The sequence below is a fragment of the Nostoc sp. genome, assembly GCF_036917315.1.
Taxonomy (GTDB): domain Bacteria; phylum Cyanobacteriota; class Cyanobacteriia; order Cyanobacteriales; family Nostocaceae; genus Nostoc.
Map to the genome: position 1 here is coordinate 62,713 of NZ_JBALDR010000020.1, position 25,857 is coordinate 88,569.

General features: G+C 40.9%; 26 protein-coding genes. 10 read left to right on the plus strand and 16 right to left on the minus strand.

Going from position 1 to position 25,857, the window contains the following annotated elements; translation table 11 throughout:
• Positions 1-54 precede the first annotated feature (54 nt).
• Positions 55-1,095, minus strand: a complete 1,041-nt coding sequence (locus tag V7K84_RS10915; RefSeq protein WP_334838001.1) for a hypothetical protein — start codon at positions 1,093-1,095, stop codon at positions 55-57.
• 10 nt (positions 1,096-1,105) lie between these two features.
• Positions 1,106-1,351, minus strand: a complete 246-nt coding sequence (locus V7K84_RS10920) for a hypothetical protein (RefSeq protein ID WP_094352238.1) — start codon at positions 1,349-1,351, stop codon at positions 1,106-1,108.
• Positions 1,352-1,603: 252 nt separating this feature from the next.
• Here V7K84_RS10920 and V7K84_RS10925 point away from each other — a divergent pair, with 252 nt between their 5' ends.
• Positions 1,604-1,762, plus strand: coding sequence for a hypothetical protein (locus V7K84_RS10925; RefSeq protein WP_334838003.1), 159 nt, complete (start codon positions 1,604-1,606; stop codon positions 1,760-1,762).
• A gap of 192 nt (positions 1,763-1,954) precedes the next feature.
• Here V7K84_RS10925 and V7K84_RS10930 read toward each other — a convergent pair whose 3' ends face one another.
• Positions 1,955-3,439 carry a TonB family protein gene (locus V7K84_RS10930; protein ID WP_334838004.1) on the minus strand — a complete coding sequence of 495 codons (1,485 nt, stop codon included), beginning with the start codon at positions 3,437-3,439 and terminating at the stop codon, positions 1,955-1,957.
• Positions 3,440-3,780: 341 nt separating this feature from the next.
• On the opposite strand from V7K84_RS10930, the gene V7K84_RS10935 reads away from it, so the two are divergent.
• The 3 genes from V7K84_RS10935 (at position 3,781) to V7K84_RS10945 (ending at position 7,097) form a co-directional block, all read left to right on the plus strand.
• A complete protein-coding gene (locus V7K84_RS10935) occupies positions 3,781-4,434 on the plus strand; it encodes a MotA/TolQ/ExbB proton channel family protein (RefSeq protein WP_334838005.1) in 654 nt (217 codons plus the stop codon).
• Positions 4,418-4,822, plus strand: coding sequence for an ExbD/TolR family protein (locus V7K84_RS10940; RefSeq protein WP_094352241.1), 405 nt, complete (start codon positions 4,418-4,420; stop codon positions 4,820-4,822). Before V7K84_RS10935 ends, V7K84_RS10940 begins: the two co-directional genes overlap by 17 nt.
• A gap of 340 nt (positions 4,823-5,162) precedes the next feature.
• Positions 5,163-7,097 (plus strand): hypothetical protein, encoded by a 1,935-nt coding sequence (locus tag V7K84_RS10945; RefSeq protein ID WP_334838006.1) that lies wholly within the window; start codon positions 5,163-5,165, stop codon positions 7,095-7,097.
• 2 nt (positions 7,098-7,099) lie between these two features.
• Here V7K84_RS10945 and V7K84_RS10950 read toward each other — a convergent pair whose 3' ends face one another.
• From V7K84_RS10950 to V7K84_RS10960, 3 genes are all read right to left on the minus strand, one after another.
• Positions 7,100-7,684, minus strand: a complete 585-nt coding sequence (locus V7K84_RS10950) for a Uma2 family endonuclease (protein WP_334838008.1) — start codon at positions 7,682-7,684, stop codon at positions 7,100-7,102.
• Between the two features lie 95 nt (positions 7,685-7,779).
• Positions 7,780-8,436, minus strand: a complete 657-nt coding sequence (locus tag V7K84_RS10955; protein WP_334838010.1) for an ImmA/IrrE family metallo-endopeptidase — start codon at positions 8,434-8,436, stop codon at positions 7,780-7,782.
• Entirely contained in the window at positions 8,433-8,789 is a 357-nt protein-coding gene (locus V7K84_RS10960) for a helix-turn-helix domain-containing protein (RefSeq protein ID WP_334838011.1), read from the minus strand. The genes V7K84_RS10955 and V7K84_RS10960 overlap by 4 nt, the downstream gene beginning before the upstream one ends.
• Before the next feature lie 108 nt (positions 8,790-8,897).
• On the opposite strand from V7K84_RS10960, the gene V7K84_RS10965 reads away from it, so the two are divergent.
• The 3 genes from V7K84_RS10965 to V7K84_RS10975 all read left to right on the plus strand — a co-directional run bounded on the left by V7K84_RS10965 (position 8,898) and on the right by V7K84_RS10975 (position 12,518).
• Positions 8,898-9,713: a PD-(D/E)XK nuclease family protein gene (locus V7K84_RS10965; protein ID WP_334838012.1), complete on the plus strand. Its 816-nt coding sequence runs from the start codon at positions 8,898-8,900 to the stop codon at positions 9,711-9,713.
• Entirely contained in the window at positions 9,710-11,923 is a 2,214-nt protein-coding gene (locus V7K84_RS10970; protein WP_334838013.1) for a Piwi domain-containing protein, read from the plus strand. The genes V7K84_RS10965 and V7K84_RS10970 overlap by 4 nt, the downstream gene beginning before the upstream one ends.
• Positions 11,924-12,062: 139 nt before the next feature.
• Complete coding sequence (locus V7K84_RS10975) at positions 12,063-12,518, plus strand: nuclear transport factor 2 family protein (protein WP_334838015.1); 456 nt, start codon at positions 12,063-12,065, stop codon at positions 12,516-12,518.
• Positions 12,519-12,656: 138 nt separating this feature from the next.
• On the opposite strand, the gene V7K84_RS10980 is transcribed toward V7K84_RS10975, so the two are convergent.
• From V7K84_RS10980 to V7K84_RS10995, 4 genes are all read right to left on the minus strand, one after another.
• Complete coding sequence (locus V7K84_RS10980; protein WP_334838016.1) at positions 12,657-12,809, minus strand: hypothetical protein; 153 nt, start codon at positions 12,807-12,809, stop codon at positions 12,657-12,659.
• Between the two features lie 126 nt (positions 12,810-12,935).
• A complete protein-coding gene (locus V7K84_RS10985; protein ID WP_334838018.1) occupies positions 12,936-13,628 on the minus strand; it encodes a hypothetical protein in 693 nt (230 codons plus the stop codon).
• A gap of 318 nt (positions 13,629-13,946) precedes the next feature.
• A complete protein-coding gene (locus tag V7K84_RS10990) occupies positions 13,947-14,909 on the minus strand; it encodes an orange carotenoid protein N-terminal domain-containing protein (RefSeq protein ID WP_334838019.1) in 963 nt (320 codons plus the stop codon).
• Between the two features lie 448 nt (positions 14,910-15,357).
• The gene (locus V7K84_RS10995; protein WP_334838020.1) at positions 15,358-15,513 is read right to left on the minus strand and encodes a hypothetical protein; all 156 of its coding nucleotides are present in this window, start codon (positions 15,511-15,513) and stop codon (positions 15,358-15,360) included.
• A 185-nt stretch (positions 15,514-15,698) separates the two neighbouring features.
• Between V7K84_RS10995 and V7K84_RS11000 the strand changes: the two genes are divergently transcribed.
• Both V7K84_RS11000 and V7K84_RS11005 read left to right on the plus strand, forming a co-directional pair.
• Complete coding sequence (locus V7K84_RS11000) at positions 15,699-15,911, plus strand: chlorophyll a/b-binding protein (RefSeq protein ID WP_334838022.1); 213 nt, start codon at positions 15,699-15,701, stop codon at positions 15,909-15,911.
• A 69-nt stretch (positions 15,912-15,980) separates the two neighbouring features.
• Positions 15,981-16,220, plus strand: a complete 240-nt coding sequence (locus V7K84_RS11005; protein WP_334838023.1) for a hypothetical protein — start codon at positions 15,981-15,983, stop codon at positions 16,218-16,220.
• Between the two features lie 489 nt (positions 16,221-16,709).
• Here V7K84_RS11005 and trpE read toward each other — a convergent pair whose 3' ends face one another.
• The 3 genes from trpE to V7K84_RS11020 all read right to left on the minus strand — a co-directional run bounded on the left by trpE (position 16,710) and on the right by V7K84_RS11020 (position 21,136).
• Positions 16,710-18,263, minus strand: coding sequence for an anthranilate synthase component I (trpE, locus tag V7K84_RS11010; protein ID WP_334838025.1), 1,554 nt, complete (start codon positions 18,261-18,263; stop codon positions 16,710-16,712).
• 237 nt (positions 18,264-18,500) lie between these two features.
• Entirely contained in the window at positions 18,501-18,923 is a 423-nt protein-coding gene (locus V7K84_RS11015) for a photosystem I reaction center subunit II PsaD (protein WP_334838026.1), read from the minus strand.
• A 203-nt stretch (positions 18,924-19,126) separates the two neighbouring features.
• Positions 19,127-21,136, minus strand: coding sequence for a DICT sensory domain-containing protein (locus V7K84_RS11020; RefSeq protein ID WP_334838028.1), 2,010 nt, complete (start codon positions 21,134-21,136; stop codon positions 19,127-19,129).
• Between the two features lie 726 nt (positions 21,137-21,862).
• Here V7K84_RS11020 and V7K84_RS11025 point away from each other — a divergent pair.
• Positions 21,863-24,154, plus strand: coding sequence for an amylo-alpha-1,6-glucosidase (locus V7K84_RS11025; RefSeq protein WP_334838029.1), 2,292 nt, complete (start codon positions 21,863-21,865; stop codon positions 24,152-24,154).
• A gap of 87 nt (positions 24,155-24,241) precedes the next feature.
• Here the strand turns inward: V7K84_RS11025 and V7K84_RS11030 are convergent, their stop codons facing one another.
• The 3 genes from V7K84_RS11030 to V7K84_RS11040 all read right to left on the minus strand — a co-directional run bounded on the left by V7K84_RS11030 (position 24,242) and on the right by V7K84_RS11040 (position 25,729).
• Entirely contained in the window at positions 24,242-24,922 is a 681-nt protein-coding gene (locus tag V7K84_RS11030) for a hypothetical protein (RefSeq protein WP_334838031.1), read from the minus strand.
• Complete coding sequence (locus tag V7K84_RS11035) at positions 24,922-25,335, minus strand: RusA family crossover junction endodeoxyribonuclease (RefSeq protein ID WP_334838032.1); 414 nt, start codon at positions 25,333-25,335, stop codon at positions 24,922-24,924. Before V7K84_RS11035 ends, V7K84_RS11030 begins: the two co-directional genes overlap by 1 nt.
• Before the next feature lie 73 nt (positions 25,336-25,408).
• A complete protein-coding gene (locus V7K84_RS11040; protein ID WP_334838034.1) occupies positions 25,409-25,729 on the minus strand; it encodes a hypothetical protein in 321 nt (106 codons plus the stop codon).
• Positions 25,730-25,857 lie beyond the last annotated feature (128 nt).

Below are 25,857 nucleotides of genomic sequence, written 5' to 3' on the forward strand. Positions count from 1 at the left end.
ATTATTCTCTATCACCTGTCACCTATCACCTGTCACCTAATCCCAATGCCCAATTTAACGAGAACTCCCCTTCAATATCAGATTTGAGTCCCAAGTATAGAAGCCGATTTGATTGGGAACCCTAGCGAATCTACCTGTGCGATAGCCTCTAGATAGTTCATTCAGCACCTTATTTTTGATCTCTCTAATTTGCTGAGAATCTAGTTCTCCATAAATTCCGGCGATGACTTCAGCCACGCTGAAAACTTTACCTGGATTTTGTTTTAACAGAGAGGTGAGGGCATCAATTAAGAATTGACCCTCAAAGGCGTTGAGCATTGGTACTGTTTTTGTCGGGGGAACGAAAGGCTTCTTATTTTTGTTCTTGATATTCCTAGAAGCACCATTGCGATTACTTGGGGCTACCAAACTTAAATCCAGAGTATAACAACCTGGCTCATCGGGAATAGTTACCCAGTAATTCCTTTCTCTGCCTTGGGTGAGGGAAGATTGCACCCTACCTTTAACTACTTTGAATAGATTGGAATCTAACTCTCCATAAAGCGATCGCACGATAAAATCGATATGACAAACAGTACCTATCTGTTCTTGCAATAGCTGTTTTATAGCTTCCATTCGCGAGATAGCGTGCTGATACTGAGGTAGCATCGGAATTTCCACTACCTTCGTTGAACTATCGTTGTTCTCTAGGGCGATCTTTGGATCTGTTGATGTCGTTTGAGATTGACTCTCTTTTGTATCAACAGCAGCAGAAAAAGAATTACTTATCTCAACTCGCTCTAAGTCTTTTTGTACTGACTCTAAAGATTCCACCAAGTTGATTTCGCCGATGTCATCAAGGGGTGATAAAAACCGCAAAGAACTTTCCCCAGAAAGATTTGAGGTTTCATCAGTCGCCGTTAATCTTGATATCTGCTTGTTGGTATCAGAAAAAGACCAGTTAGACAACAACGCTTCTACATGATCGAGCTGCGATCGCGCCTGCACAAAGAGGCGTTCATACTCTTCTGTCAGGCGAGCATAATAGTCTCGTAATTCCAATAGTGGTGAGAGAAAGGTTCCCGGAGGTGGTTCTAATTGTCCATTTTGAGTCATAGGGCTTTAATCAATTTAAATCGATGTCACTTTTATAAGACATTGCTCTGGGTTTTGCCTTGTGAGATGCTGGCTGGGATTTCTTAGGCGCTTGGGGAGGGCGACATCTCTCACAATATAAAGGTCGAGGGCCGAAAGTCTCGCGTTTTGTCAGATCGTTACACTCTTTACAGACAAACTGGAAAACACGAGTATGAATCTGTCTTTTGTGCGCCCTGACAGTATATTCTCTAACATCAATGAATTTACTTGCCATAATAAGGAATTGTGAATTGCCGACGTTATCAATGTCCTATCAATATAGCTATTCAAGCAAATCAAACCGCATCAGTGTGTGTTTATGTAGAAGTTTTATTCAAATCAGTGAATTTCACATCTAGACATAAAGTGCAGATGAGCAATTTGAGAGTTAGCCGTTGACTATATCTCTCAGCATATAATTGGTGATGAGCAAACACTACTATCATTCTTCAGACGCAGGCGATTTACATTGCCCCGCTCATAAAAGTTGGTAGGAGAAAGTGCAGGATTATTTACTTCCACTACTTTTGATTGGCAAATCAAGCGATCGCCAGCCTATATAATTGCCCATCATAAAATTACCGCACTTCTAACCCCTCTTCCTCACGCTAAATGGGTAATGCTTAATGGAGCCATTTCTGTCTAAAGAACAACCGCCTCCTAAAAAGAGGAGGCGGCGATCGTTGTTCATCAAAGTATGATTACAATAATTTTTATCCCTCTACTAGTAGTATGTCAAGTCAACTTCACGGGGTCAATAAGTTTGTAGTTAGGAATTTAGTCCTTTTGTTAAGCGCTCAAGCGCTTATTACTAACCCATCAATTTCAATTTGACAGACTACTGCTGACTGGGAGCAGCAGGTTGTGATTGAGGTTGTTGGCGTAAACGGCGTAAAGAGTCCCGCAATTTATTCTGGCTAGTGTTATCTCTTCGCCGCCGCCGATTTGTAGTTTCTTGTGGCTTTTGTGAGGAATCGGTAGCCGTTTGCTCGCGCCGGATGCGGCGTAGGGACTCTCTTGCAGTTCCTTGAGTACGAGTTGTTCTAGCTTCAGATGATGAGTTTCTCGCAGGACTTTCTGCTCTTTGAGGTTCCAGTCGCCGACTAAATCCAGATATGGCTGGTCTTGATGGGGGTGCCAACTCTCTGCGCCTACGTCTTGGAGTTTCCTGTGTAGAGTTAGCAGCCGTTGTTTGCTGGCTTCTCTCTCTCTCTTGTGCTTGTCTTTGTGCTTGCCGTTCTTGAACTTGGCGCGATCGTCGTGAACCTTTTATGGCAAATTCAGTGGCTATAGATACCCCTTGTCTACCACCTTCTGCGGGTTTTAATTTCCACTCACGCGCTTGTCTCTTGGTTTCTTCATCCAAGTCGCGGTTTCCACTAGAGCGAGCAATCCGCACATTAGTAACATTGCCTTCTGCATCAGTATCTACAGCTACTTCTACTCTGCCTTCAACTCCTCGCCGTCTTGCGGCTTCTGGATACTTAGCATTACATTCGCGGCAAGCTGCACGACCATTACCATTACCTGAACTGTTAATTTTTGGAGGTGTTGGTGCTGTTGGCGCTGTTGCTACTGTCGGACGGTTTCCTACTCCACTGCCAGTACCGCTACCAATTCCACTGCCAGTACCGCTACCAATGCCAGTGCCAGCGCCACTACCAATTCCACTGCCAGTACCGCTACCAATACCAGTGCCAGTACCACTGCCAATGCCACCGCCAGTGCCAGTACCAGTACCTCCACCAGTGCCAGTACCGCTACTTGTACCTACAGCAATACCACTACCTGAGCCTAAACCAACACCGGAACCACCACCGCCACCGCCACCACCTGCCGAACTTGCTTTGGAATCTTCAGACGGAGCTGATTGTGGAATGGGTGCAGATTTCACAGGTACTTCTGGTACCGATCGTGGAATAGGTGCAGATTTCACAGGTACTTCTGGCTTGGTAGCAATTGCTTTTGGTGGTGTATTTACGATCTGTGGCTTCTGAGCAACTGCTGTAATCTGTTCTTGCTGCTGAATTTTTTCTACTGGTGGAGTTTCTATAGGCTGTTTTTGGACAATCTCTGGTTCTTTTTTTATTTCTTCTGGAATCTCTGCAATTGGTTTTTCTGGTTCCGCAGTCGGAGAATCCACGATCGCAAATTCTATTGGTTCTTCTTCTCGTGTAGGCACTCTCGTCAAATAATTAGTTATGCCAGAAGACAGTACGCCGATATGCAGCGCCAGTGAACCTATTAGACTGTAAGTCAGAAAAGACTTGAGAGCCTCAACTTCTTTGGAACGTTGCTCGACAGTAGTGCCGGAAAAGCTCATAGCTATTGCTACCTATTCTCACTAATTTAGCTATCTTAGAATGCAAGGTTACAAATATCAAGTAAACAATTCAAATTATTTGCGATCGCGTTACGGAACCCGAACTAGCACAAACATCTTTTTGAACCACCAATATCATGGTTTTTGGACAAAATTAATTTTTATTGCAATTAAATTAAATTAATTTATGTAAAACAAACGAACTAGTAAATAAAAATCATGAGCCTTTCATTTGAAAAAATTCTCATTATATTTTATATTTTGTTGAGAATAAGTTTCAGCTTTTCTCTAGATTCTGGTAGTCTAATTTTGTATTGTGGATGACGTTATAGAGGCACTACATGGGAATTCAAAATTTGTTTGCAGCAGGCGGTGTGGTCATGTGGCCCCTGTTGGCGTTTTCAGTATTGGGTGTAGCACTGATCGTCGAGCGGATCAGGTTTTGGGTAAGAATCAATCAGCGTCAAAGCCGTGTAGTGCGAGATGTTTTGAATCTCTACCGTCTTGATAATGTTGTCGGTGCAATGGATAAACTTCAGAAAAACGCAGATTTGCCACTCGCTCGGATTTTTCTGGCGGCTTTAGAATTAGAAGAGCCAAATCCAGAGGAATTCCGTTTGGCCTTAGAAAGTGAATCGCAAGCTGAGATACCTGTACTCAAACGTTTTCAAAACCTTTTCGAGACAATCATTAGTCTTGCCCCACTATTGGGTCTTCTCGGCACTGTGTTAGGATTGATAGCCTCCTTTGCCTCCCTAAATCTTGGTGATGTGGGAGGTAGCAAAACGACAAATGTTACGTCTGGGATTAGTGAAGCCCTGGTATCAACTGCATCAGGATTGATCGTTGCTATATTCATACTCCTGTTTGCCAATACCTTCCGGGGATTGTACCAACGGCAAATTGCACTAATTCAGGAGTATGGGGGACAGCTAGAATTACTTTACCGCCGTCGCTATGAACGAGGAGAAAAAACCTATGCGTCTACCAGATGAGCCAGAGCTTCCGCTACAGATCAACATCGTGCCGATGATTGACGTGATTTTTGCAATTTTGACATTTTTCATCATGTCAACTCTGTTTTTAACACGTTCGGAAGGTTTGCCAGTAAATTTACCGAAGGCTGCCACCGCTAAACAACAGCAAGTTCCCACTAAAATTACCATTACGGTAGATGAAAAAGAACAGGTAAGCCTGAACCGTAAACCAATTGCAGTTGATGATTTGACAGCGCAAGTGCGGACTTTAGTTGGTTCTAATCCAGAAGTGTTAGTGATTATTAATGCTGATGAAAAAGTTGATTATGGCCGGGTGGTGGCGGTGATGGATCGGGTACGTCAGGTTCCGGGGGCTAAATTAGCGATCGCTACCCAAAGAGAATAAAAAGATATATTGGGCATCAGAAGTTCAGAGAGTCAGGAAAATTCTATATTCTGACTCCTAACTCCTTCTTGTCTAATAGACATCTTCAGCAATTTATTACGCGTTGCCCAAAATCCTTGTTATACACAATTCATTAATTTTGCCTACCTGATTTTCACCAGATGTTTAATTCTAACGGCAGTAACTTTTATTAATGTAGCTTTTGTCAAAGTTAAATTTCAGCCGAATGCTTCCATTCTAGTATCTACAATCACGACATAATCCAAACTGACTTGATAAATTGCTAATTACACGAACAAAATAAAGCATAGCAAATTTATACAAGCAGGTAGATTATCTGATGACTATTCCAGAGTCAATTAAAAAGTTTATTACATGGATACAAGGTTTTGACCGTCGTGTTTTACAAAATGAAGATGATGTAAAAGAAAAGTTGATTTTGCCAATGTTTCACTATCTCTGCTATCCAGAGATATGTCATCGTGAATACTCTTTGAAAACATATCAATCAGAAACCCACACCAAAAATCTAGAAATTGCTCAGATTTATTTTGCTACAGATGATGTTAAGAAACAAAATACAGATACATCACTGATTTTTGTTAAAGCGATAGAACCAGAAAAAATTAAGTTAAATGAGGCTATTGAGCAAGGTAGATTTTATAGTAATTATTTTAAAGCACTATTTTTTATTGTCACTAATGGATATAAAATCAAGGTTTTTCAGCGTTTACATAACAATCGAGAAGAATTAGTATTCGATCTAAATATAGATACCTTAAAAAATAACGATATTGCCTCAAAGTTTTATAACAAACTCAATTTTGATGTAGTCAAAAATATCGATAAAAACACAGCCAGTATTTTGACATATTCTAAATGTAACTTAATAGAAAAATTAATTTTACGCAATCCAGATTTACAGTATTTTTTAGAAAAATGTGATTTTGAGCCTTCTATAACACTAGAAGGCTACCACTTAGTTGTTGTTAAACAAAAAGTAGCGATCGCCTGTAATTTACCCAAAGCTTTTGGAGAAGGTAATTGTCAAATAGAATTCAGTAGTATTCTTTTTAAAGGTTTAAAAATTCACTTAAATCATCAAGATATTTTAGGTCAATTAATGACTGGATTGCACACTCAACCGGATTGGGGGTGTCGTCGTTTTTTAAAACAGATAGATAAAGATAGTTTTACAGTAAATTTGGGTCAAATAACAGTTATTTTATCAAAGCTAGAAGTAATAGACTTGTGTTTGTGTATTGATGAAGTTTGCGAAAAATATAAAAATTCAATAATTGAATTTGAAAATGCTTTAGAAACATGGAATTTTGAATTTGTAAACTTTTCAGAAGTTCGTGGTTTTATACTTTTTTCTGTTAGGCAAGAATTATGGGAGTTAATGCAGCAGTTTGTTAAAGAATTTGATTATAAGAAAGGCAAGTCAGAATGGCATCTATTTCATAGAGAAAATATATCAATTCGAGTCAGTCGAGGAATTCGCGATCATGTATTTTTCTTCCCCAAATTTGACAGAGATTTATCTTTATTACCTAGCAATCAAGTTAATATAATCTACGAACTAAATGATATCAATTTACAATCTATTGAAGCAGCTCAATTTGGCTTGTGGCAGCAAGATATTGGAGTAAGAGGAACTTGGACAGCTAGATATACCAAACAATGGTTATTAGATAAATATATTCCCAAAGTTATTAATTATTACTCAAAAAAATCTCAATTATCTGAATCTGAATTGCTAGCAAAAATAACAAATTACAGAAATGAACGTGCGCTGATTAAAGAAATTGATAATATTAGAGATTTAGTACCTTATCTTCGTGACATCCAATCTTGGCTACATATCTATGTGGAAAATATTGCAGCTTCGCTATTGAAGCCATATTACCAAGCCTATACAAATTTAGTGCGTAACACAGACTCTTCCATAACAGGCATAGACTATATTTTCGGAAATTTGCGGCGAGTTGAGTGGAAAAATACGCCAGAAGAAAATTATAGCAATTCCACAGACTGGAAAAACTTGACTTTTAAATATGCTATAGATTGCTTAGATCGGCAAGTAGTAAGAATAAATAATAGTGAATACGAGAATAGTTTCAAGGCAGATTTGATCGTTCGGATATTTATTTGGATTATAGAAAATGGTAGAATATCTTTTTCACAAGGTCAGTTAAGTGCTGCTAAACAAGCTTTAATCCCACTTTGGGAAAAAAGTCGTTTTGAAATGCGCTATATCTATCCTAATCAATAAAATTACATAATTTGCTGTAAATCCAACACAAATCCAGGAAGTACATTTTCTCCAGATAAACTAGCAGGATTGTCTAATATTTCTACATCTTTACCTGGACGGTAAATTTCTACTCGCTTGTTTTTCCGATCAATTAACCAGCCTAATTGAGTACCATTTTCGATGTACTCCTGCATTTTATCTTGCAATTCTTTCAAGGAATCAGTACGAGAACGCAACTCTACGACAAAATCAGGACAAATAGGGGCAAATTTTTCTTGTTGTTCTGGAGTTAAAGCATTCCAACGCTCAATTTTCACCCAAGAAGCATCAGGAGAACGTTCTGCGCCATTAGGTAGGGTGAAACCAGTTGAAGAGTCAAAACCTTTTCCTAATTTAGTCTGTTTATTCCAGATTCCTAATTCAACAACCATATCAAAGTTACGGTTGCCAGTGTCACTACCTGTAGGTGGCATAATTAATAATTCCCCTGATGCTGTACGCTCAAATCGATAATCGCGGTTTTTCTGACACATCTGGAAAAATTGCTCATCGCTCAAGTCAATTTTCAATTTAAGTGTAGAAGGGAAAGTGGTTGTGGCGTTCATAGGCTATTTTGAGCATCTTAGTTTCTAGTTTAGTAGTTTGTGGGGTGCGATCGCATGATGAGATAATGGAGTGCGATCGCATTTCATTTCAATCTTTATTTTTTCCGAATAGGCGCAGCTTTACCCAAGTAAATTGTATTGTCACCTGGAGGGAGAATAATCCAATTTAGCTGTATTAGACGAACTTTAAGATTAGTTATTGTTACGCCCAAATCCTTTTGCATTGCATAAAGGTGAGACCATTTAGTTAAATCGTGTTCTGCTGCCATTTGTTCTAAAATAGAATGAGGCATTAGCAAATAACTAGCAAAACGTTGAGCTTGCCATTCCATCTTTTGCAATTGGCCACTAACAGCACGGCACAAAAAAGGCTGCATATCTATTTCAGCTTTACCACCCTGCTTCATCAGTTCTTCAAACTGGCCAGCCCTCTTTTGATCAATATGTAGTTCCCAATGTCCCAGTTCATGAGCTAGCGTTGATTCTTCAAACCCTTTAGGAAGTTCTAAAATATCTTCATTGATTTCGATCAAATGCTCTAATGGTAGAATTCTTGCTGCTATTTGTCCTTCAGCATCAGGCGGTATCCTATCCCAAACAACATCCAACCCTAAAAACTCTGCCACACGTGTTGCATCTAAAGGCCACTTAGGAATATATTTGGGTGTTTCCTGCATACGCTTGAGAATATTATTAGCCCTGGACTCAATTTCGCTATCAGGAATATAGCGATACCGCTTGATGATACTCAACCTTGCTTCTCCTCATTTTCTGGTTGTGTAGCTTCTCGAAAGACTCTTTTAGCAAAATCAGGATTCTCCTGCATTCGACGGAACAAAGCAGGCATTCCCTTGTAGTTTTGCTTGATAAAATCCTCGTCACGCTGGGGAATACGACCAGCCGAAAAAATTAACTCTTCCTCATTTAAATCAAGATGCTGTGCCAGAGAACGAATGACATCTTCTTTTGGAGGATAGTCCGCGCGATCATTCTCTAATTTAGACAGATAAGTGAAATCTAGCCCTATTAGTTTTGCTAGCTCACGCTGACTAAATCCCTTATCTTTGCGGGCTTCACGAATAAGCTGACCAAAACTTTGATTCACTTTTTTTCCTACTTAACTAAACATGATAACAGAGTGTTGACTAAAAAATCAATACACGTTAGGGTGTAGTTGAAGAAAAAATCAACAAAGCTAAAAAGGATACAAGTTATGGTGTGGCGGCCGTATGTGAGCTTTAACATTTGGTCACAGTTCGCTTCATCTGTTGGGCAAGAATATTGGCATTGTGATATGAAACGAGGTTTTTCCAGAGCGCGAAAAAAAGAATCATTAGTTAAAGCACTGTTGGAGCAAGACACTATTCCTCAACATATCGGTTTGCAGGCACAGAAGGGCATTTACGAATTTCACCAAAATATTCAACTATTGCACCAATTAAATGGTGTAGAGATAGTAGCAGAGAAGCTGAAATTAGACCAAGAGCCTATAGAAGTTAAGCAGCGAGTTATTAAAATTTTGACCAACTACTATCAGGAACCAATTCTCTGTGAAAAAAATATCATCCAACTTAGTCGAGGTGATGAAGGAATTCCAGAGCCAATTCTGATTCAGCAAGGTAATTATTTTTTTAACTTATTTGTAGCTCTTGACTGCATTTTTATTGAATCAGGCAACAGACTGCACATTTTAGATTTCAAAACAGGCACATCTAATTTTGATAGGCGACAAGCGTTTGTCTACCTGTTGGCAGCTACTTATATGTTCCCTGGACAAAAAGCCGTTGCTTCATTTTATAACTTGGAAACTAGTAAATGGTCTGAGCCAATTACCGCCACTCATGCTCAACTCAAGGCAATTCAATCTAAATTAGCTCAAATAGCTCAAGAACATCAAAAAGAATTGGGTCGTTACAAGCAAAATCCATCTACATTTGCTGAAATATTTCCTGCTAATCCTGGAATACCCTGTCGAAATTGTCAATTCACATCAATTTGTAAATTCTATTCATTGGAGGTTTCTGCATGACTGTTGCTATTGCACCTACCCAAACTTATACCTCTTTTAGTGAAATTTTCCCAATCAAAACTTCACAGCTTAAGTTAATGTGTTTTCGGCTCACACCTGAAATTGACAAAAAAGATGGCAACCGATTGAGCTATCATTTTAGTCGAAAATTACCTGAGACTGTTGTTATATGGTACAAGCCTTACTTTTGGATTTTGGCAGCATCTCATAAAAATTTACCTAGCAAAGAAGAATTACAAGATGCACTGAAAAGTATTCAAAAGGAAGTAGAAGATTTTAATGAGCGCTTATTCGGCTTCCAATCAGTACGTCAGCCTCAACCTACACCTTTTATTTATTCTATGTTAGCTATTCAGGTTTTGAATAAAACCAAATTTAATTCTCCAATTGTTCTGTCTGATAATGGAGTTATGGTCAAAAGAGAACCAGATTTTTGGTCAGAAATTATCGAATTACAAGGTGAGTTTCAACCTGCTCTTAGTTTGACAGTGTGCAGTAGCATTGTGTTTCGTGATAATTTGGCTGATTTCTACGAAAAACACCCTAAACGACAAAATTCAGAACAGCTTTTAATTGGTTTAAAAGTTCAAGAAATTGAACGAGGTAGTAACGCAACAATTGTCGGTATTATTGGAACTATCGAAGAGCATAGAGATGAACTCTTAGCAAAAGCTACTGGTTCAACCAGTAAACAAGCACTACGAGATGCCCCAAAAGATCAACCTGTTGTTGCTGTACAGTTCGGTAAAGATACAAAACAGTTTCACTATGCTATGGCAGCTTTACGTCCCTGTATTACATCTGCCACAGCCGATCAATTTGAAGTTGAATACGGAAAACTACTTAAGGCTACTAAAATTTCGCATCAAGACAGAACAAGTCTCTTGGCATCTTATAAAAAAATAGCAGCAGACGCTTTAAGTACTTATGGAATTGAACTAGAACGTAGTATCAATAGCATTCAACATCCAAATTTATTCTGGAAACCTGAATTTCCTATAGAGGAAACTCCTCTACTTTTTGGTAATAACTTTATAACCAAAAGAAGTGATGTTCTAAATGGTCTTAAAAAAGGTGGAGTTTATCGCCGTCACTCTGATTTTAAAGATAAATCCAAAGTGATTCACATTGCAGCACTCAAGCTTTGTGATTTAAAAGTAGATCCTTTCCTTAATTTACTTAAGCAGCGTCTGGAACTATATGGATTTAAAAGTGAAGTTATTACTAAGCAACCTTTGTCACTGGATAACCTGACTAAGACTGAGGCAAGAGCAGAAGTTGAGAAGAAAGTAAATGAATTAATTGAGATACCACATGACATTGTTGTAACTTTTTTACCTCAAAGCGATCGTCATAATGATGATACAAATGAGGGAAGTTTTTACCATCAAATCTACTCTTTGTTACTCCGCCGTCAAATTGCTAGCCAAATGATTTATGAAGATACTTTGAATCAGCCTGGAAATTATCAGTATATCTTGAATCAGGTAATTCCTGGAATTCTAGCAAAGTTAGGTAATTTACCTTTCGTTCTAGCAGAAAACTTAAAAGATGCTGATTATTTTATTGGCTTGGATGTTTCTAGAATTTCCAAAAAAAGGCAACCAGGTACAAGAAATGCCTGTGCTAGTATACGTCTCTATGGCAAACAAGGGGAGTTTATTCGTTATCAACTAGAAGATGATTTAATTGATGGTGAAGAAATACCACCTAAACTATTGGAGCGATTATTACCTGCTGTTGAATTAGCAAACAAAACAGTCTTAATTTATCGTGATGGTTCCTTTGTTGGGAATGAAGCTGATTATTTAGTAGATAGAGCTAAGGCAATAGGAGCTAAGTTTATTTTGGTGGAATGTAAAAAGTCTGGTATTCCTCGACTGTATAACTTAAAACAAAAAGTTGTCATAGCACCTTCACAAGGCTTAGGACTTCGTTTATCATCTCGTGAAGCAATTCTGGTAACAACTAAAGTTCCTGATAAAGTTGGTTTGGCTCGTCCTATACGTTTAACAATTCATGAGAAAGGACACCAAATCTCAATAGAAAGTGTTTTGGAAACTACTCTAAAACTTACGTTATTGCATCATGGAGCTTTAAAAGAACCTCGCTTACCTATGCCATTATATGGATCTGATCGCATGGCTTATCTACGTTTGCAAGGTATTCGCCCTAGCCAGATGGAAGGCGATCGCCAATTTTGGTTGTAGAATTAACATCAACGCTACAGACATTCTGCATCCAATCAAAACATGACTTTTCGCAAGAGCGATCACAATGCAAACAACTTCTGGTTAAATTTTACTAATGCTCTATAAGCTTAATACTTTAGAGGGTAGAAAAATCTAGATGCTTTGGTTATTTCAATGGCTAGTGTTAGGAACTATATTTGTTAGCTTAACTTTTAGCACACCTTTATTTGCCAGTCAGTCTATGAACCAAAAAGATATCCAGATATTAATAGAAAAAGCTAAAGATGCATGGGTTGCTCAAGATATCGATGCTCTTACACAATTCTTTACAGTTGACGGAGAACTAATCGTGCCTAGTCAATGCTGGCGGGGGCAAGAAGAAATTCGAGAAGGACTTGCCAATTTTAAACAACAGTATTCAGATGTAAAAATAGACATCCACCGGATTATCATTGGAGAAAATCAGGCAGCAGTAGAGTGGTACTACGAAGATACAGAAAAGGCGACAGGTCTTCGTAATAAAGCTGATGACGTAATTGTTGTAGATTTCAAAGATAGTCAAATTAGTCGTTGGCGTGAATATTTTGACACACAAACGCCAACTAACAGATAGTTACATTAGCCGTGAAACTCCAGTATCCCTAATTTATTTTGAATCAAGGATATTGAAGTATCAAAACTAACTTGTAACGTAAAAAACACAGGACGTTTATCACCTTAGACCGCTCTGATGAAGAATTTAACCTTCCCTTCAGTGATAATAAAGTGGAGGAAGCGACAAAAACTCCACACCGTCAAGGATTTTTATTGACTTACACTGTTCAAACATCTGCGATCGCTCTCCTTCGATGTTTGATATTGGGCCACAGCGGCATAACACCCATACAGTGCTGTCTGTTTTCATAAAATAGAATAGCTAACAGTTGGGTGAAAAACTCTCTCTCTCAAGTATAAACACTACCTAGTCAAGAGATATAGCTATATTGTTTATACAAACTTGTCTAAAGTAAGATTTTAATTCTTTATAACTTTAGCTACTCATTTGACGCCGTTGGGACTGTGCTTGGTTAAACTGCTTTTGTTGTAGTGTTAATTGGCTGTAATCACTTGAAGATTGCATATCCCATTGTAATTCTGCTAGTAACAGTAAACTAACGGTCATAATTAGCCCCGTTGAGAGAAACTGCATAACACCGCAGTATGGCAAAACTAAAATTCCCAGCAAATGAATAAACCCCGTCAGAATAAATGTGCGCGAACGCATTCCTACCCCGGTGCAAAAGTAGCCGATGGCACTTAATCCTAACCACAGTGGACACAAACGGATCAACACCTCTCCCCATCCCAAAAAAATGCTCAGATCGGTCAAGATTAAACCCATTAAGATTAAAATCGCCCAGCTATAAACAACCCAGCGTAGCTGTTCTACAGTTGCCCAAAACCAAGTTAAACTTACCATGCCAACTGCACCGAATAAGGTAAGCACTGACCACAAAATTGCTTGGCTACTCCAGCTAATAGGTAGAAACTGGGCGGTTACGAAAATTCCAGATGAAATTAGTCCCCAGAGAAGAAATGCTTGATCGACGCGAGTATAAAACTTTGAAAAGAGGATGAAATTTCCAATTTGGTAGTTGAGACAGACTAAACCTTGAATATCTTGAAAATCTAGCTCTTGCTGTTTTTCACGCAGGAGCGGCTCCGAGGAATTGAAAAAAGTCATTGATAATCTATTACCCTTGGTAGATGAATAAATTATTACTCTATCCAAAGATATATTGTTATTTAAATATAAACAAGTAAAGAATAGTTGAGATGCTCTTGAGCGAGAAAGGTTCTAGAAGTCAATACTACTTATTCTAATTTAGTATATTTTGAGACTTTAAAAACTAAAATATCGCTGATGGAATCGGTTGTTTTCAATAGCGATCGCAACATTAAGATACCAAAGAAGCCGCTATCAGTTTCTTTTGCTTAAGCGTGGTGAGGTAGCGATTGCTCCTTCACTCATCCACGCTTAAGCAGCAACTAATCTAGCCCTCTATTTACGTACTAGGTTCAGCAGTTCTTTTGGAGAAGCCAGCAAGTCAATCGCTACAAAGAAGATTTTGCCTTGGGGATCTAGCAAAAACCGCCATGCAATATTCATGCCCACGCTGGCACCGAACCAAGGGGTTTGGACTCTGCCTGTAACTTTAACTTGGGTATAGCCATCTTCCACAGGCTCAGATACGCCGCGCTCTGGAAGCATCTTCAATCCCTGGCATTCTTCACGCATATAAGCGCGAATTGCGTCTTGACCAACAATTGGTCTTTCAAAGGGAGGTTGCAAAGCACCTTCGGAGGTAAACAGAGAAACCGCAGCATCAAAGTCATTGGCATTCATGTTGTTGATATAGCCAAGTACCGTAGGATTGTTGATGCCTTCAATGGTGACTTTAGTCCGAAATGCTGGTGCAGTGGGAGGAGCTACCGGCTCTGAGACTTTTTTATAACTACCAGGAGCATTCGGATCGAATCCCATGCTAATGACGGTATTACGTAAGATGGTAATTTGTTGACCTGAATCTGCATTGCGAATGGCTTGTAACACATCGGCAGCTTTAGGAGAAAGCTTGTAACCTGGTGGGATTGGAGCAACGATTCCCTGAGCCATCCATTCTCCTAACTGATACCAAAAACCCAACTTGATATTCACGGTGAAGGATGCATAAGAACGGCACAGAGGAGTATCAGCACGGTTAGCCAAATCGTACATGACTTGCGTTTGAGCCTCAAAAGGCATCTGCTTAATTTGTTCGAGTAAGCCTTGTGCAAGGATCATGTTGGCTGCCCCAGGAGCAGCAACTGTAATACTTCTACCCATCTCGGTATAAGCAAACCAAAGTAATGCTAGTTGATCTTCAGCATTGAGTTTAGAGAATGATTCGACGATGGTTGGAACAACGTCAGCAACTAGGGTGCCGGGAAAAATACTTTGAGCCGACTGGATGGTAAAAGACATAGCAGAAATTCCAAAAAGAAAATTACAGTTCTACCGAATGTGAAAAATCAAATGTGCAAAGACCGAGGAGAAATGCGTTTAAAAGTTAATAAAGGCACTCAGTAGTTTTGGCATCACTAGAAAGCTTGTTGTAGACATAGCTCTAATAAAGGCATAGTGATGCTGTTGCCGTTGAGTTTAGATACTTGGCAAAGCACATTGCAGCCTCAACTGCATAGTTAAGTTATTTAGAAAGCCCTGATTAACGGTGGTTTAACGCATTGATGCTCTTTTTGTATCTTTATGTAAAGAAACATAACAAGTTCGTTACAAATTAGCAATACCTTCTCAGTTATACATTGATAATTTCTGCTTATAAAAAACATAAGTTTTACTGATGTTCAATTTAATGCAATTGGTACTTTTGTGTGCATCAAATTTCCATAATCCTTAGCTGTCCTATTCGCTATCAAACATCACGAGCGTCACAGCTGACTGTCAATGTGGTTCGGTTAAGATTTTTTGATGAAAATTCTAGATCGCTAAAGATGCGATAAATCATCACAAAGACGCGATAAATCGCCGTCTCTACAATAATCAGTCTTTCGTCTTGGCGGTGATTCATTGCGTCTCTTGCCTGAACCGAACTGTATTGAGCCGACTGTAGACACGCCTAGTTCTCCCACAAATCCGAAATACCCTACTCACTTGGTACGGTTCCCACTACCTTTTTTTGTATGTCAAGTAGTTGCACAAAATATTTACAATAGTTAATATTCGTTTACAGAGAGCAAAAACAAAGAATCAAAAATGGCAAGTAAAGGCTTTACCATTAACGAACGCGGTCAAATCAATAGATTTGCGATTGAACCCAAGGTTTATGTTGATGAAACTCCGCAGATAGGATTCACCAAATATGCCGAAAAACTCAATGGGCGTTTGGCAATGATTGCTTTTGTTTCACTCATAGCTGTAGAAGTTATTACTGGACATGGTTTGATTGGATGGCTAACCAGCCTTTAAAGAAGACACTTTGAGATTTCTTAATTTTCTTTACTTGACGAATAAAGCAATTTAGAGGCAAACTTACTTATGAAAACTGATTTTGATTATCCCAAAAAGGATTTAATCGGACCTGTTGTTTTTAGACCTGATTTCAACAACTTTGAGATGATCAATGCAAATCAAGCCTGGTCATTGTTTTTTACTGCCGGTCAAGATGACAAAGGACTGGGACAAGAAATTGAGTTCGGCAGATTTTTCACTAACCTTTTAATTGCCATTGGAGTAACTGGAATTATTTGGGCGATTTACTTCAGCCAATTAGGATAAGTAAGTTTGTTCATTTCTAGTGTGTAGTAACTTCAATAGAGGTCTTGGATTTGAATACCAGGACTTCTTTTAAATTTTCAATTAAGTTTAAAAACTCTATTTAGCTTTGGAAAAAGTTTGATGTTGATTGGATTTATAAAGCTTCCCAATTTGTCACGGTATTGTGGATACGTGGGCTTAGAAGTAGCACAAATTGTTTCCAAACATCTTGCTGTTCAAAATAAAACCTATGTAATTCAAAATAGAAGGGTATTGATACATCAACTTTTAAAGTCTGGTCTGGATGCTCATACCGCAGATCGAACTGTTACTGTACTTATATCAAGCCCAGTTTTACAATTAAGCAACAAAAACCAGTGTGCAATTAATTGTATGCGAAAGGAACTATACAAACAGTAGAAGGGATTGGAGTTAGGGGAGAGGTGATAGGTTACAGAGAATAATCTGTACCCTCTAACCTTTACCCTATTCCCTTCTTCAGTCACCAGTTCAACGCAAACAACGAATTGCCTCTAATAGACCTCTAGCTTTATTCAGCGTCTCTTCGTATTCTTTTTCTGGCTCAGAATCAGCTACCAAACCTGCACCAGCCTGTACGCTGACTGTCTTATCATGCACTACCATTGTGCGAATTGCGATCGCAGTATTTAATTGTCCTTCAAAATCGTAATAGCCATACACACCGGAATAAACACCCCGACGACTAGACTCTAACTCGTGGATAATTTCCATCGCCCTAATCTTGGGTGCGCCGCTTACCGTACCTGCTGGGAAGCTAGCTTTCAGTAAATCCCATGCTGTTTTACCAACTGCTAATTTACCCACAACATTGCTAACAATGTGCATTACATGGGAGTAGCGCTCAACCACCATTAACTCATCAACTTTGACGCTACCACTCTGACAAACACGCCCCAAATCATTCCGCCCTAAATCCACAAGCATTACATGTTCGGCAATTTCCTTGGGGTCTTGAAGTAAATCTTCAGCGAAGGCTGCATCTTCCTTAGTAGTTTTACCTCGCGGACGCGTCCCAGCAATTGGGCGTACCGTCGCTATTACTCCACCATCTGAATCGGTTTCGGCTTTCACCATCACTTCAGGACTGGAACCGATAATTTGCCAATCTTGGAAGTTAAAGTAAGCCATGTAAGGCGAAGGATTTATCTGACGTAGCGACCGATAAAGGGCAAAAGGGTCGCCTGTGTATGTTGTTGATAGTCGCTGAGAAATTACTACTTGAAAAATATCACCTGCTTTAATGTAATCTTTCGCCTTCTCAACGCTGGCACAAAAATCAGGACGGGTAAAATTACTGTTATACTCCTCTGCGCCTCTGCTCCCCTGCTCCCCTGCTCCCCTGCTTCCCTGCTCCCCTGCTCCCCTGCTTCCAGGCGGATTCCATTCCAATCGAGTTTTTTCCGGCGATAGGGGTAGAGATAGCTTTTCGAGCATTTGGGTGACGCGATCGCCAGCTTGTTGATATGCTGCTTTCAAATCTACATTCGGATCGCGTAAATCAGCATAAGCGATCGCCCAAATTTTCCGCTTCACCTGGTCAAAAATCAACAAGTGGTCTACCTGCATCCACAACCCATCAGGGATATTCCGCTCATCTGGTGGATAAATTGGCACACGTGGTTCAATCCACTGAATCAATTCATAGCCCCAAAACCCAAACAAACCGCCAATTCCTGGTGGTAGCTGTGGTAATTTCACTGGGTGATAAGGTGCTAAACATTCGGCTAAAGCTGTAAATGGATCGCCAGCAAAAACCACCTGCGAACCATCGCGGTTTTTTTGAGTCGTGCGATCGCCTCTTGCTTCCAAAACCCACACCGGATCGCAGCCCACTAAACTATAGCGTCCCAGCTTTTCCCCACCTTCGATGGATTCCAACAAAAAGCTATAAGGCTGACCCGCACAGACTTTATACCAAGCAGATACGGGCGTATCTAAGTCCGCCACCCATTCTTGATATACCGGGACGAAGTTGCCTTGTAGAGCTAGTTGAGAAAATTCGGAGAAATCGGGGAATACCATAAATTGCTTAGGGATGGGGCATAAGAAGCAGAGGAGCAGAGGGGCAGGGGAGCAGAGGAGAAATAATAACTCCTAGCTCCTAACTCAGCACTCCTAACCCAGCACTCAGCACTCCTGAAGGGCATGGGGCATAAGGAGCAGAGGGGCAGAGGGAATAGGGGACAGAGGGAAAAGATTTGCTGTAACTTCCCCTCTGCTCCTCTGCTCCTCTGCTCCTCTGCTCTCCAGTCTTACTCCCTATTCATCATAGGTAGTTTTACCACTAAACTTGACCTTTGATGGGCTAACATTTTGCCCAATCCTGCGTGGGAGAAAACGCACTTTTTCACGACCTTCATTTACTTTTTCGGGGAAGACACCATCAGCTGGGTGAAGTAAGGTAGTTTCTCCGTTGGGTAAAATCCGGTAAACTTTGTAATCTGTGATTTTGAGTTTACGAAGTTGCTGACCGCCCAAAAAGATGCCATATTCTTTACGAGCTATATACAGCAGGTTTTCACCTTTACGCATAACAGCAGCACCACCTGTAGGCAATTCAAAAACTTGCTCTTTCGGGCTAGTCCAAGTGATAGCGTACTTTTCTTCTACTGCTGCTTTTGTCAGCAAGCCACCAGTGCTGCCAGCAAATAGCGGGGTTTGTCCAGAGAGTGTTTCTGCCATAAAGTCTATTCTCTCAACGTTTTTAGGGAATCCTAACATCGCAACCAGGATCATATTGCGATCGCGTCATAGACTGTAACAGTTTTTAGTCATTTGTCCTTGGTTCTTTGTCATTTGTTAAAAATTAATGCCTCATGGCCTTCAGGAGTGCTGAGTTAGGAGTTATTATTTCTCCTCTGCCCCCCTGCTCCCCTGCCCAATCCCTATTTACTCTTGACTTTAGTCCGCTTTTCCTCTTGGCTACTCCGAACAATCGGGATGGTGAAGTGAAACTGACTACCCTGGTCTTTGCCAGTTGACTCTGCCCAAATTTGCCCACCCCAGCCATTAACAATTTGACGGCAAATTGCTAAACCAAGTCCTGTCCCGCCAGTGGTGCGGCGCAACGCTCCTTCTTCTTGATAGAAGCGGTCAAAAACTACTTCTAAACGATTTGGTTCAATGCCGCGTCCAGTGTCAGCTACAGTCACCTCGACCATTTGACGGCTGTTGTAAATCGCTTTAATCGTGATTTCTCCTTGGGGTGGCGTAAATTTCAAAGCATTATCCATGAGTTTTGCCAGTACTTCGACTAGCCAATCACCATCTGCTCTGACTAAAGGTAGGTTTTCGGCAATTTGAGTCTTGATTTGGGGCTGCTTTTCCATTGAGGAACGGGTGCGATTTCGGCTGAGTGCTAAATCCACACATTCTTGTAAGGTGAGGGATTCTGGATGCCATTCCACCCGGCCGCTTTCCAAGTTGGAAAGTGTAAGAAAATCTTGTACCAGTTTTCGCATCCGCTCTGAGTCGGAAAGAGCTGTGTTGAGCATGACCTGCTGCAACTCTAAGGGCATATCTGGTTCGGTAGCAAGACTTTCCAGGCACACTTGAATTGTGGATAGGGGAGTACGCAGTTCGTGTCCAGTTATGGCTATGAGATTGCTGCGGGTGCGGTCTAGGGCTTCTAGCTGCTGGTTAAGTTCTTCTAGGTTAGCGTAAGCTTCCGCTTGGATGAGAGCTGCTCCTACTTGGGTAGCGATCGCTTCTACCAAATCCAATTCCCCAGGTTGGCACTCGTGCGGTGGCATCCGGCAATAATGTAACTCCACAATTCCCAATAATCGCCCCTGATAAAATACTGGTTCCATCAGCCAAGAACGAATGGCAAACTTTTTGGCGATCGTGGAAAGTCCTGGCGATTTGGTAACGCGGGGGTCACTCAGCGTATCGCTTACACAAACACCTTCGCCTTGTTCTACGATGTCCCGAAATAGGGAATTTTTCTCTAACTCCCAGGTTTGCCCGCAAACAGATAAAACACCGGGATTCAAAAACTCGTGTTCAATTATGGCTTGGCTATCTGTGGCTTGAGCGCGGTAAATTAAACAGCGACAAGCTTCTAGGTGTTGCCCTAATTCTTGTGCTGCTACCTGGAGAACTTCGTGAGGATCGAGCGATCGCCGAATGGCAGTACTAATCGAGTTGACTAATCGTTCTTTTCGTGCTTGGGCAGCAATAGAACGGTAAGCTTTGTGCAATTTGTACTGACTAGCTTGCAAATAAGTTACTAACCGCTGCACAAAGGGATCTGTATCAATATCACAGGCATACTCGTTTACCTGTTCGGCTCCAGAGTAGTTTCGCGGCTCCCCGATGCCAAACCTCTGACGTGCCTCTTGAATTTTACTTGTCAGTTCTGGTCTGTAAACCAAAATCCTATCTAACAGCAATTCGGCGGCTTTCAGGCTAGCTCCTCTTTCCGATGTCCAAATTCCCTCAAATCTTCGAGCTGTGTCTATATCCAGATTAGGGCTTAGTTCCGGTAGTTGGTTGTTTTTGGCAAGAGAACCAAGGTTTTCTCGGCAAACCAGACAAGTAGCATAATTGTCAGCAATCACTACCAAATGCCACTCGTGACTTAAGCCATCCGTTGGCTCAAAAGCCACTTTTTCGTAGTGTTCCGAACTGTTGGTGAAATCCGTTTCTGGAGCAGATAATACGTATATTTGATTACTTCGCAAAGCAAGTCGCTGGTAGCGATGAGCTTCTTGGCGGTAAAATCTCTCTCGCTGAAAACTAGCAATTACAAGGGGTTTCGCTAAAGTCGCAGCCAAAACTTGATCTTCCATCGCGTGGGAGAGCGCCGTTAATGAAGCCTTAAAATATAGCTGGGGCCGCAAGTAGGGTAGGGACTTTAGCAGATCACTCAGCACAGAAGTCGAAATGCTCATGAATTATTGTTAAACGCTCAACCTCGATCAGATCCACGTCACAGCTGCATTGTACAAATTCCAAGGGACTCTCAAGTTAAATAGACAGCTGCAATATGTAAAGAACGCTAAAAAGCGCTTTTCGCCAAAGCAGTCGCAACACTTCGTTACCAACTAGGAGGGGTACATACAACTTAATTGGTTGATTGACAACCTACTACGCCCAATATACATTCTTGACCAACTTTGCTATATGCCTACATAGGCAAAATCTTTCAGGAGTAGATACTAAAATACTAATTATTGTATGGTTTTAACTACTGTGTTAACTAATAATCACGAATCATTGATTGCATAGTCCACGATTAAGACAGGGAATAGGCAGTGACGATTAGTATATGGCGGTTCTCGCTTGAGTAGAGGTATAAGAACCCCCTCACCGCAAACAAGGAGGGGACTATGATGTAATTTATATGATTAGAAAACGCTATAGTTCAATTACTTGAAAAGGGCTGTAAAAGCAGGATGAGATAACTGACCGGACTTTTGCACCTTCTGTCTCTCTATGATAAGGTATTATTTTTTTGCACTGCGTATTTTGACACAAATCTTACTTTTTTCGACCTAAATAAATTTAGCTGCTCTGTCCCAAAGCAAGAAGGTATTTCTTCTTTACCCCTCTGCCTCTCTGCCTCTTGGGTAAGAGACTTCTACTCAAAAATAGACCCATATACGGAACTTTGACTAATGACACCGGATACACTCATCACCCCGGAAAAAATTTTCCTGGATGGAAAAACTTTTATTCCTGCCGAACAATTACCTATCCCGGAGTGGCCTTGTGTTGTGGCTGAAAGATCGCAACCGACACTGACGGTTAAAGATGATGATTTATTTTTTGTGACAGATACTATCGGGAATATTTCTGGCTGTTCCCTCAACGATGGCAATCCCAGTATGGGACTGTTTTGTTGTGATACGAGATTTCTGAATCGCTTGGAGTTACAAATTGAAGGGCGATCGCCTGTACTCCTCAGTAGTACTGCTGAGAAAGGTTTTTCACTCTCAGTTTTGTGTACTACCCCCAGAATCGACGATCGCCTGAAAGCCGAGACTATCGGAATTCGCCGAGAAATCGTGCTGAATGGGGCACTATTTGAAGAAATAGAAGTATCTAACTACAGCACAACCACTGTCAATTTTGAACTAAGTATCAGCTTTGATGCGGATTTTGTAGATTTATTTGAAGTCCGGGGCTATGACAGAGAAAAACGAGGTCGGCTTTTACGTCTAGTAGAACCGACGACTGAGGAAGGAACATTTTCTCACGTCGATGGTGTTGCACCAGTACCTAAAGAGCCATCTGCCTCTAGAGAAGAATCCTTAACACTCGCCTATCAAGGTCTGGATGGCTCAGTGATGGAATCTCGGATTCTATTTCAACATCGGCAACCAGACAATTTCAAGGGTTACACTGCGGTTTGGCAGCTTGAGTTGGCTTCTCACGAAACTCAAAAGCTGGGCTACCGAGTAAATATGTTGAGAAACAACCAGTCCAGTTCTACTGTCAGCGCCGCCACGACATTAGGACAGGCAAAAGCTGCTGAGTGGATGGAGGAGCAACACTGGGTACAACAAATTACCCGCATTAGCTCAGATAAGAGTACCTTCAATCGAGTGATTGAGCGTGCTGAACAAGATATGTATTTGTTGCGCCAGTCTTTTGGTAAGCATAAGACTGTTTCCGCTGGAGTGCCTTGGTTTTCGACATTATTTGGGCGAGATTCGCTGATTACAGCTTCCCAAAGCCTGATGTTAAACTCGCAAATCGCCAAGGAAACTCTGATATTACTGGCGACATATCAAGGAAAAATCGATGACGAATGGCGCGAAGAAGAACCGGGTAAGATTTTGCACGAGTTACGTTTGGGAGAAATGGCTCGTTGTCAAGAAATTCCTCATACACCTTACTACGGTACTGTTGATGCCACTCCCTTGTGGCTGCTGCTCTATGCCGAACATTATGCTTGGACTCACGATGGAGAACTCCTAGAGCAACTTTGGCCCAATGCTCTAGCGGCAATGGAGTGGATCGATCGCAATACCAAACAAACCAGTTACCTCAGCTACTTCCGTACATCGAAACGCGGTCTTGCTAACCAAGGTTGGAAAGACTCTGGCGACTGTATTGTAGACCGCAAGGGAGAATTAGCCAACGGGCCAATTGCCCTTTGTGAGGTACAAGCTTACGTCTATGCTGCAAAAATGCGCCTAACAGAAATAGCTAGGATGAAGAAGCGGCTTGATTTGGCAGATCGTTGGCAAGAAGAGGCCAGAAATCTTAAGGTTCGGTTTAATCGAGATTTTTGGGTAGAAGATCAAGATTTCTGCGCCCTGGCTTTGGATGGAGAAGGTAAGCCAGTAGACAGTATTACCTCAAATCCTGGTCATTGTCTGCATTTGGGACTCTTCACAGACGAAAAAGCTCATAGTGTAGCAGAACGGTTGCGGGCACCAGATATGTTCAATGGTTGGGGCATTCGGACTCTAAGTAGTTTGTCACCCGCTTATAATCCGATGGGTTATCACATTGGCTCGGTTTGGCCCCATGATAATGCTCTGATCGCAATGGGATTGCGATCGCTCGGTCTCATCGATCAAGCCTTAGAAATATTCCAAGGTTTATTTGACATGACTCAGCAGCAACCCTATCAACGTCCTCCAGAACTTTTTTGCGGCTACGAACGAAACGGTGATAATGCTCCTGTACAGTATCCGGTTGCTTGCACTCCCCAAGCTTGGGCTACGGGTAGTGTTTTCCAACTACTGCAAATGATGGTAAATTTGGTGCCTGATGCTCAAAATAACTGCTTGCGAATAATCGACCCTGCTTTGCCAGAATCGATTAATCGCCTGTCATTTCATAATTTGCGAGTCGGCCCTACCATTCTTGATTTGGAATTCGAGCGTTCTGGGACTACGACTGCTTGTCGCGTTGCCAAAAAACGGGGCAATCTTCGGGTAGTTATTGAAGCATAGGAAGGGAGTAGGGAGTGGTGAATGGCTCACTCCCTATTTTATGATTAGTGCGATCGCGCAGTGCCATCCACTCCAACCAACGCAGTGTTAGCCTGCTTCATCGCCAGTGTGTAGAGTTCTCAAGAGTTGTTCTGTAAGCTCGATCAATTCATATACAGAATTTTGCGTAATTTGTGTAGTTTTGAAGCCATGAGCAATAGAATTACGTAATGGGAGTGCATTCATTAGTAACTGATACTCAGATTTTGAAATTACACCTTCAGTTGCTAATTGCTTTATTAAGTAGCGTGGATCAAATCTTTGTAAACTTAGCTCTTCCTTTTGGGCAATAAGTCTCAAAGTTGCTTCTACTAAGGACCAGGAATATAGGAGAGCTAATTCTGGATGTTGCGTTGTAAGTTGCCTCGCTGCTTGCAACTGTGATTCTATATCATGCTCTTGAAGAGAAGTCTCTGCTTTGGGAGAATACGTTGTATCCTCCGGGTTGGTCATTACTAATTCAAATCTCCAACCAGCATGTTTTTCTACCGCTTGAGCTAAATTACCTAAATATTGATTAGAAGAAGAGTTCAGTGAGGAGCGTGACTTGACTTCAATAACTACATTTTCTTCTCCCCGACGTACTATCATGTCAGGGCGATAGTGGTTAAGGAAGTCAGGCAACTCTTCTGGATTTGGATGAAAAAAAACTTCGTAACCCTTCTGGCGATACTCCTCTGCTAGTTTCAGCAATCGCTCTCTTTCTAAATTTGCGGTTGAAGTTTCCATTAAATAATTACCTCCTGGTTAGGAGCATCAATTACGACAATATGTAAGAATTCATTGCCGCGAACAAAGCCTTCCGCCAATGTCGAGGTCATATTTTCTATTTTAAAGTTACCTGACAAATTTCTCTTTCTAACTAGGAGATCGCTTACTTGATTATCATCGACGTAGGCTAATCCTTTAATTGCATCTTGAATAGGCTTCACTATATTGTCTACATCTATTTGATCGGAATCATAGAAATAGGTTATTTGCAGCATAACCAACCCAGTAGCTGTTTTTTGTTCCGAAGACCAGTATTTTTCTGCCTCTTGTCGCACTGTCTTTTTCCAATCTTGAAGCCTATTGCCCTTACCGCGAGTACGAGCCTGTTGTGATACTGGTGGCCCATCTACTATGAACTCAAATCTGGTCAATGCACTTTTAAATAATAGATCGCAGTTTATTCTATACTAGTAACCTAGAACACAAGCAGATAACTCCCGCTACTCATGACAGAGGAATACTGCCGTTACTAAGTGTTACTGCGTCGCCAGTCGCTTCGCTGAGTGCTTCACGAATTATCTCATCACTCACACCATGCCGTTTCAGGCTGGCAATCAATGTAGAAACAGTATCACCTTCAAGTCGCTCAAGATCGGCTCGAAGTCCTTGTCCGATGTAAGCACGAACTAATGGCTGATAACCAGAAAACCCTAACAATGGTGCTACTCGCTTCAAATCCTCAATCACATCTTCGGGAATGCGAATTGTGATTGTTGTCATTGGACGATTTTTATCGAGTCGCTTTTTTAAAACTTCAGCTTTCATAGTATTCACGTTCCTTGCGCGTCGCTTTCCGAGCCGAAATGATCCTAATCATGTCGTTTTCACGCTCAATGTAGACGACGTAAAGAAGATTTCATCGTCTGTCCAAGCCAATCACAGCATCTCGCTGC

Bases quoted from the DNA above. Each gene is read 5' to 3' on its own strand.
- V7K84_RS10915 (WP_334838001.1), bottom strand. From the start codon at position 1,095: ATGACTCAAAATGGACAATTAGAACCACCTCCGGGAACCTTTCTCTCA.
- V7K84_RS10920 (WP_094352238.1), bottom strand. From the start codon at position 1,351: ATGGCAAGTAAATTCATTGATGTTAGAGAATATACTGTCAGGGCGCAC.
- V7K84_RS10930 (WP_334838004.1), bottom strand. From the start codon at position 3,439: ATGAGCTTTTCCGGCACTACTGTCGAGCAACGTTCCAAAGAAGTTGAG.
- V7K84_RS10935 (WP_334838005.1), top strand. From the start codon at position 3,781: ATGGGAATTCAAAATTTGTTTGCAGCAGGCGGTGTGGTCATGTGGCCC.
- V7K84_RS10940 (WP_094352241.1), top strand. From the start codon at position 4,418: ATGCGTCTACCAGATGAGCCAGAGCTTCCGCTACAGATCAACATCGTG.
- V7K84_RS10945 (WP_334838006.1), top strand. From the start codon at position 5,163: ATGACTATTCCAGAGTCAATTAAAAAGTTTATTACATGGATACAAGGT.
- V7K84_RS10950 (WP_334838008.1), bottom strand. From the start codon at position 7,684: ATGAACGCCACAACCACTTTCCCTTCTACACTTAAATTGAAAATTGAC.
- V7K84_RS10965 (WP_334838012.1), top strand. From the start codon at position 8,898: ATGGTGTGGCGGCCGTATGTGAGCTTTAACATTTGGTCACAGTTCGCT.
- V7K84_RS10970 (WP_334838013.1), top strand. From the start codon at position 9,710: ATGACTGTTGCTATTGCACCTACCCAAACTTATACCTCTTTTAGTGAA.
- V7K84_RS10975 (WP_334838015.1), top strand. From the start codon at position 12,063: ATGCTTTGGTTATTTCAATGGCTAGTGTTAGGAACTATATTTGTTAGC.
- V7K84_RS10980 (WP_334838016.1), bottom strand. From the start codon at position 12,809: ATGAAAACAGACAGCACTGTATGGGTGTTATGCCGCTGTGGCCCAATA.
- V7K84_RS10985 (WP_334838018.1), bottom strand. From the start codon at position 13,628: ATGACTTTTTTCAATTCCTCGGAGCCGCTCCTGCGTGAAAAACAGCAA.
- V7K84_RS10990 (WP_334838019.1), bottom strand. From the start codon at position 14,909: ATGTCTTTTACCATCCAGTCGGCTCAAAGTATTTTTCCCGGCACCCTA.
- V7K84_RS10995 (WP_334838020.1), bottom strand. From the start codon at position 15,513: ATGAATCACCGCCAAGACGAAAGACTGATTATTGTAGAGACGGCGATT.
- V7K84_RS11000 (WP_334838022.1), top strand. From the start codon at position 15,699: ATGGCAAGTAAAGGCTTTACCATTAACGAACGCGGTCAAATCAATAGA.
- V7K84_RS11005 (WP_334838023.1), top strand. From the start codon at position 15,981: ATGAAAACTGATTTTGATTATCCCAAAAAGGATTTAATCGGACCTGTT.
- trpE (WP_334838025.1), bottom strand. From the start codon at position 18,263: ATGGTATTCCCCGATTTCTCCGAATTTTCTCAACTAGCTCTACAAGGC.
- V7K84_RS11015 (WP_334838026.1), bottom strand. From the start codon at position 18,923: ATGGCAGAAACACTCTCTGGACAAACCCCGCTATTTGCTGGCAGCACT.
- V7K84_RS11020 (WP_334838028.1), bottom strand. From the start codon at position 21,136: ATGAGCATTTCGACTTCTGTGCTGAGTGATCTGCTAAAGTCCCTACCC.
- V7K84_RS11025 (WP_334838029.1), top strand. From the start codon at position 21,863: ATGACACCGGATACACTCATCACCCCGGAAAAAATTTTCCTGGATGGA.
- V7K84_RS11030 (WP_334838031.1), bottom strand. From the start codon at position 24,922: ATGGAAACTTCAACCGCAAATTTAGAAAGAGAGCGATTGCTGAAACTA.
- V7K84_RS11040 (WP_334838034.1), bottom strand. From the start codon at position 25,729: ATGAAAGCTGAAGTTTTAAAAAAGCGACTCGATAAAAATCGTCCAATG.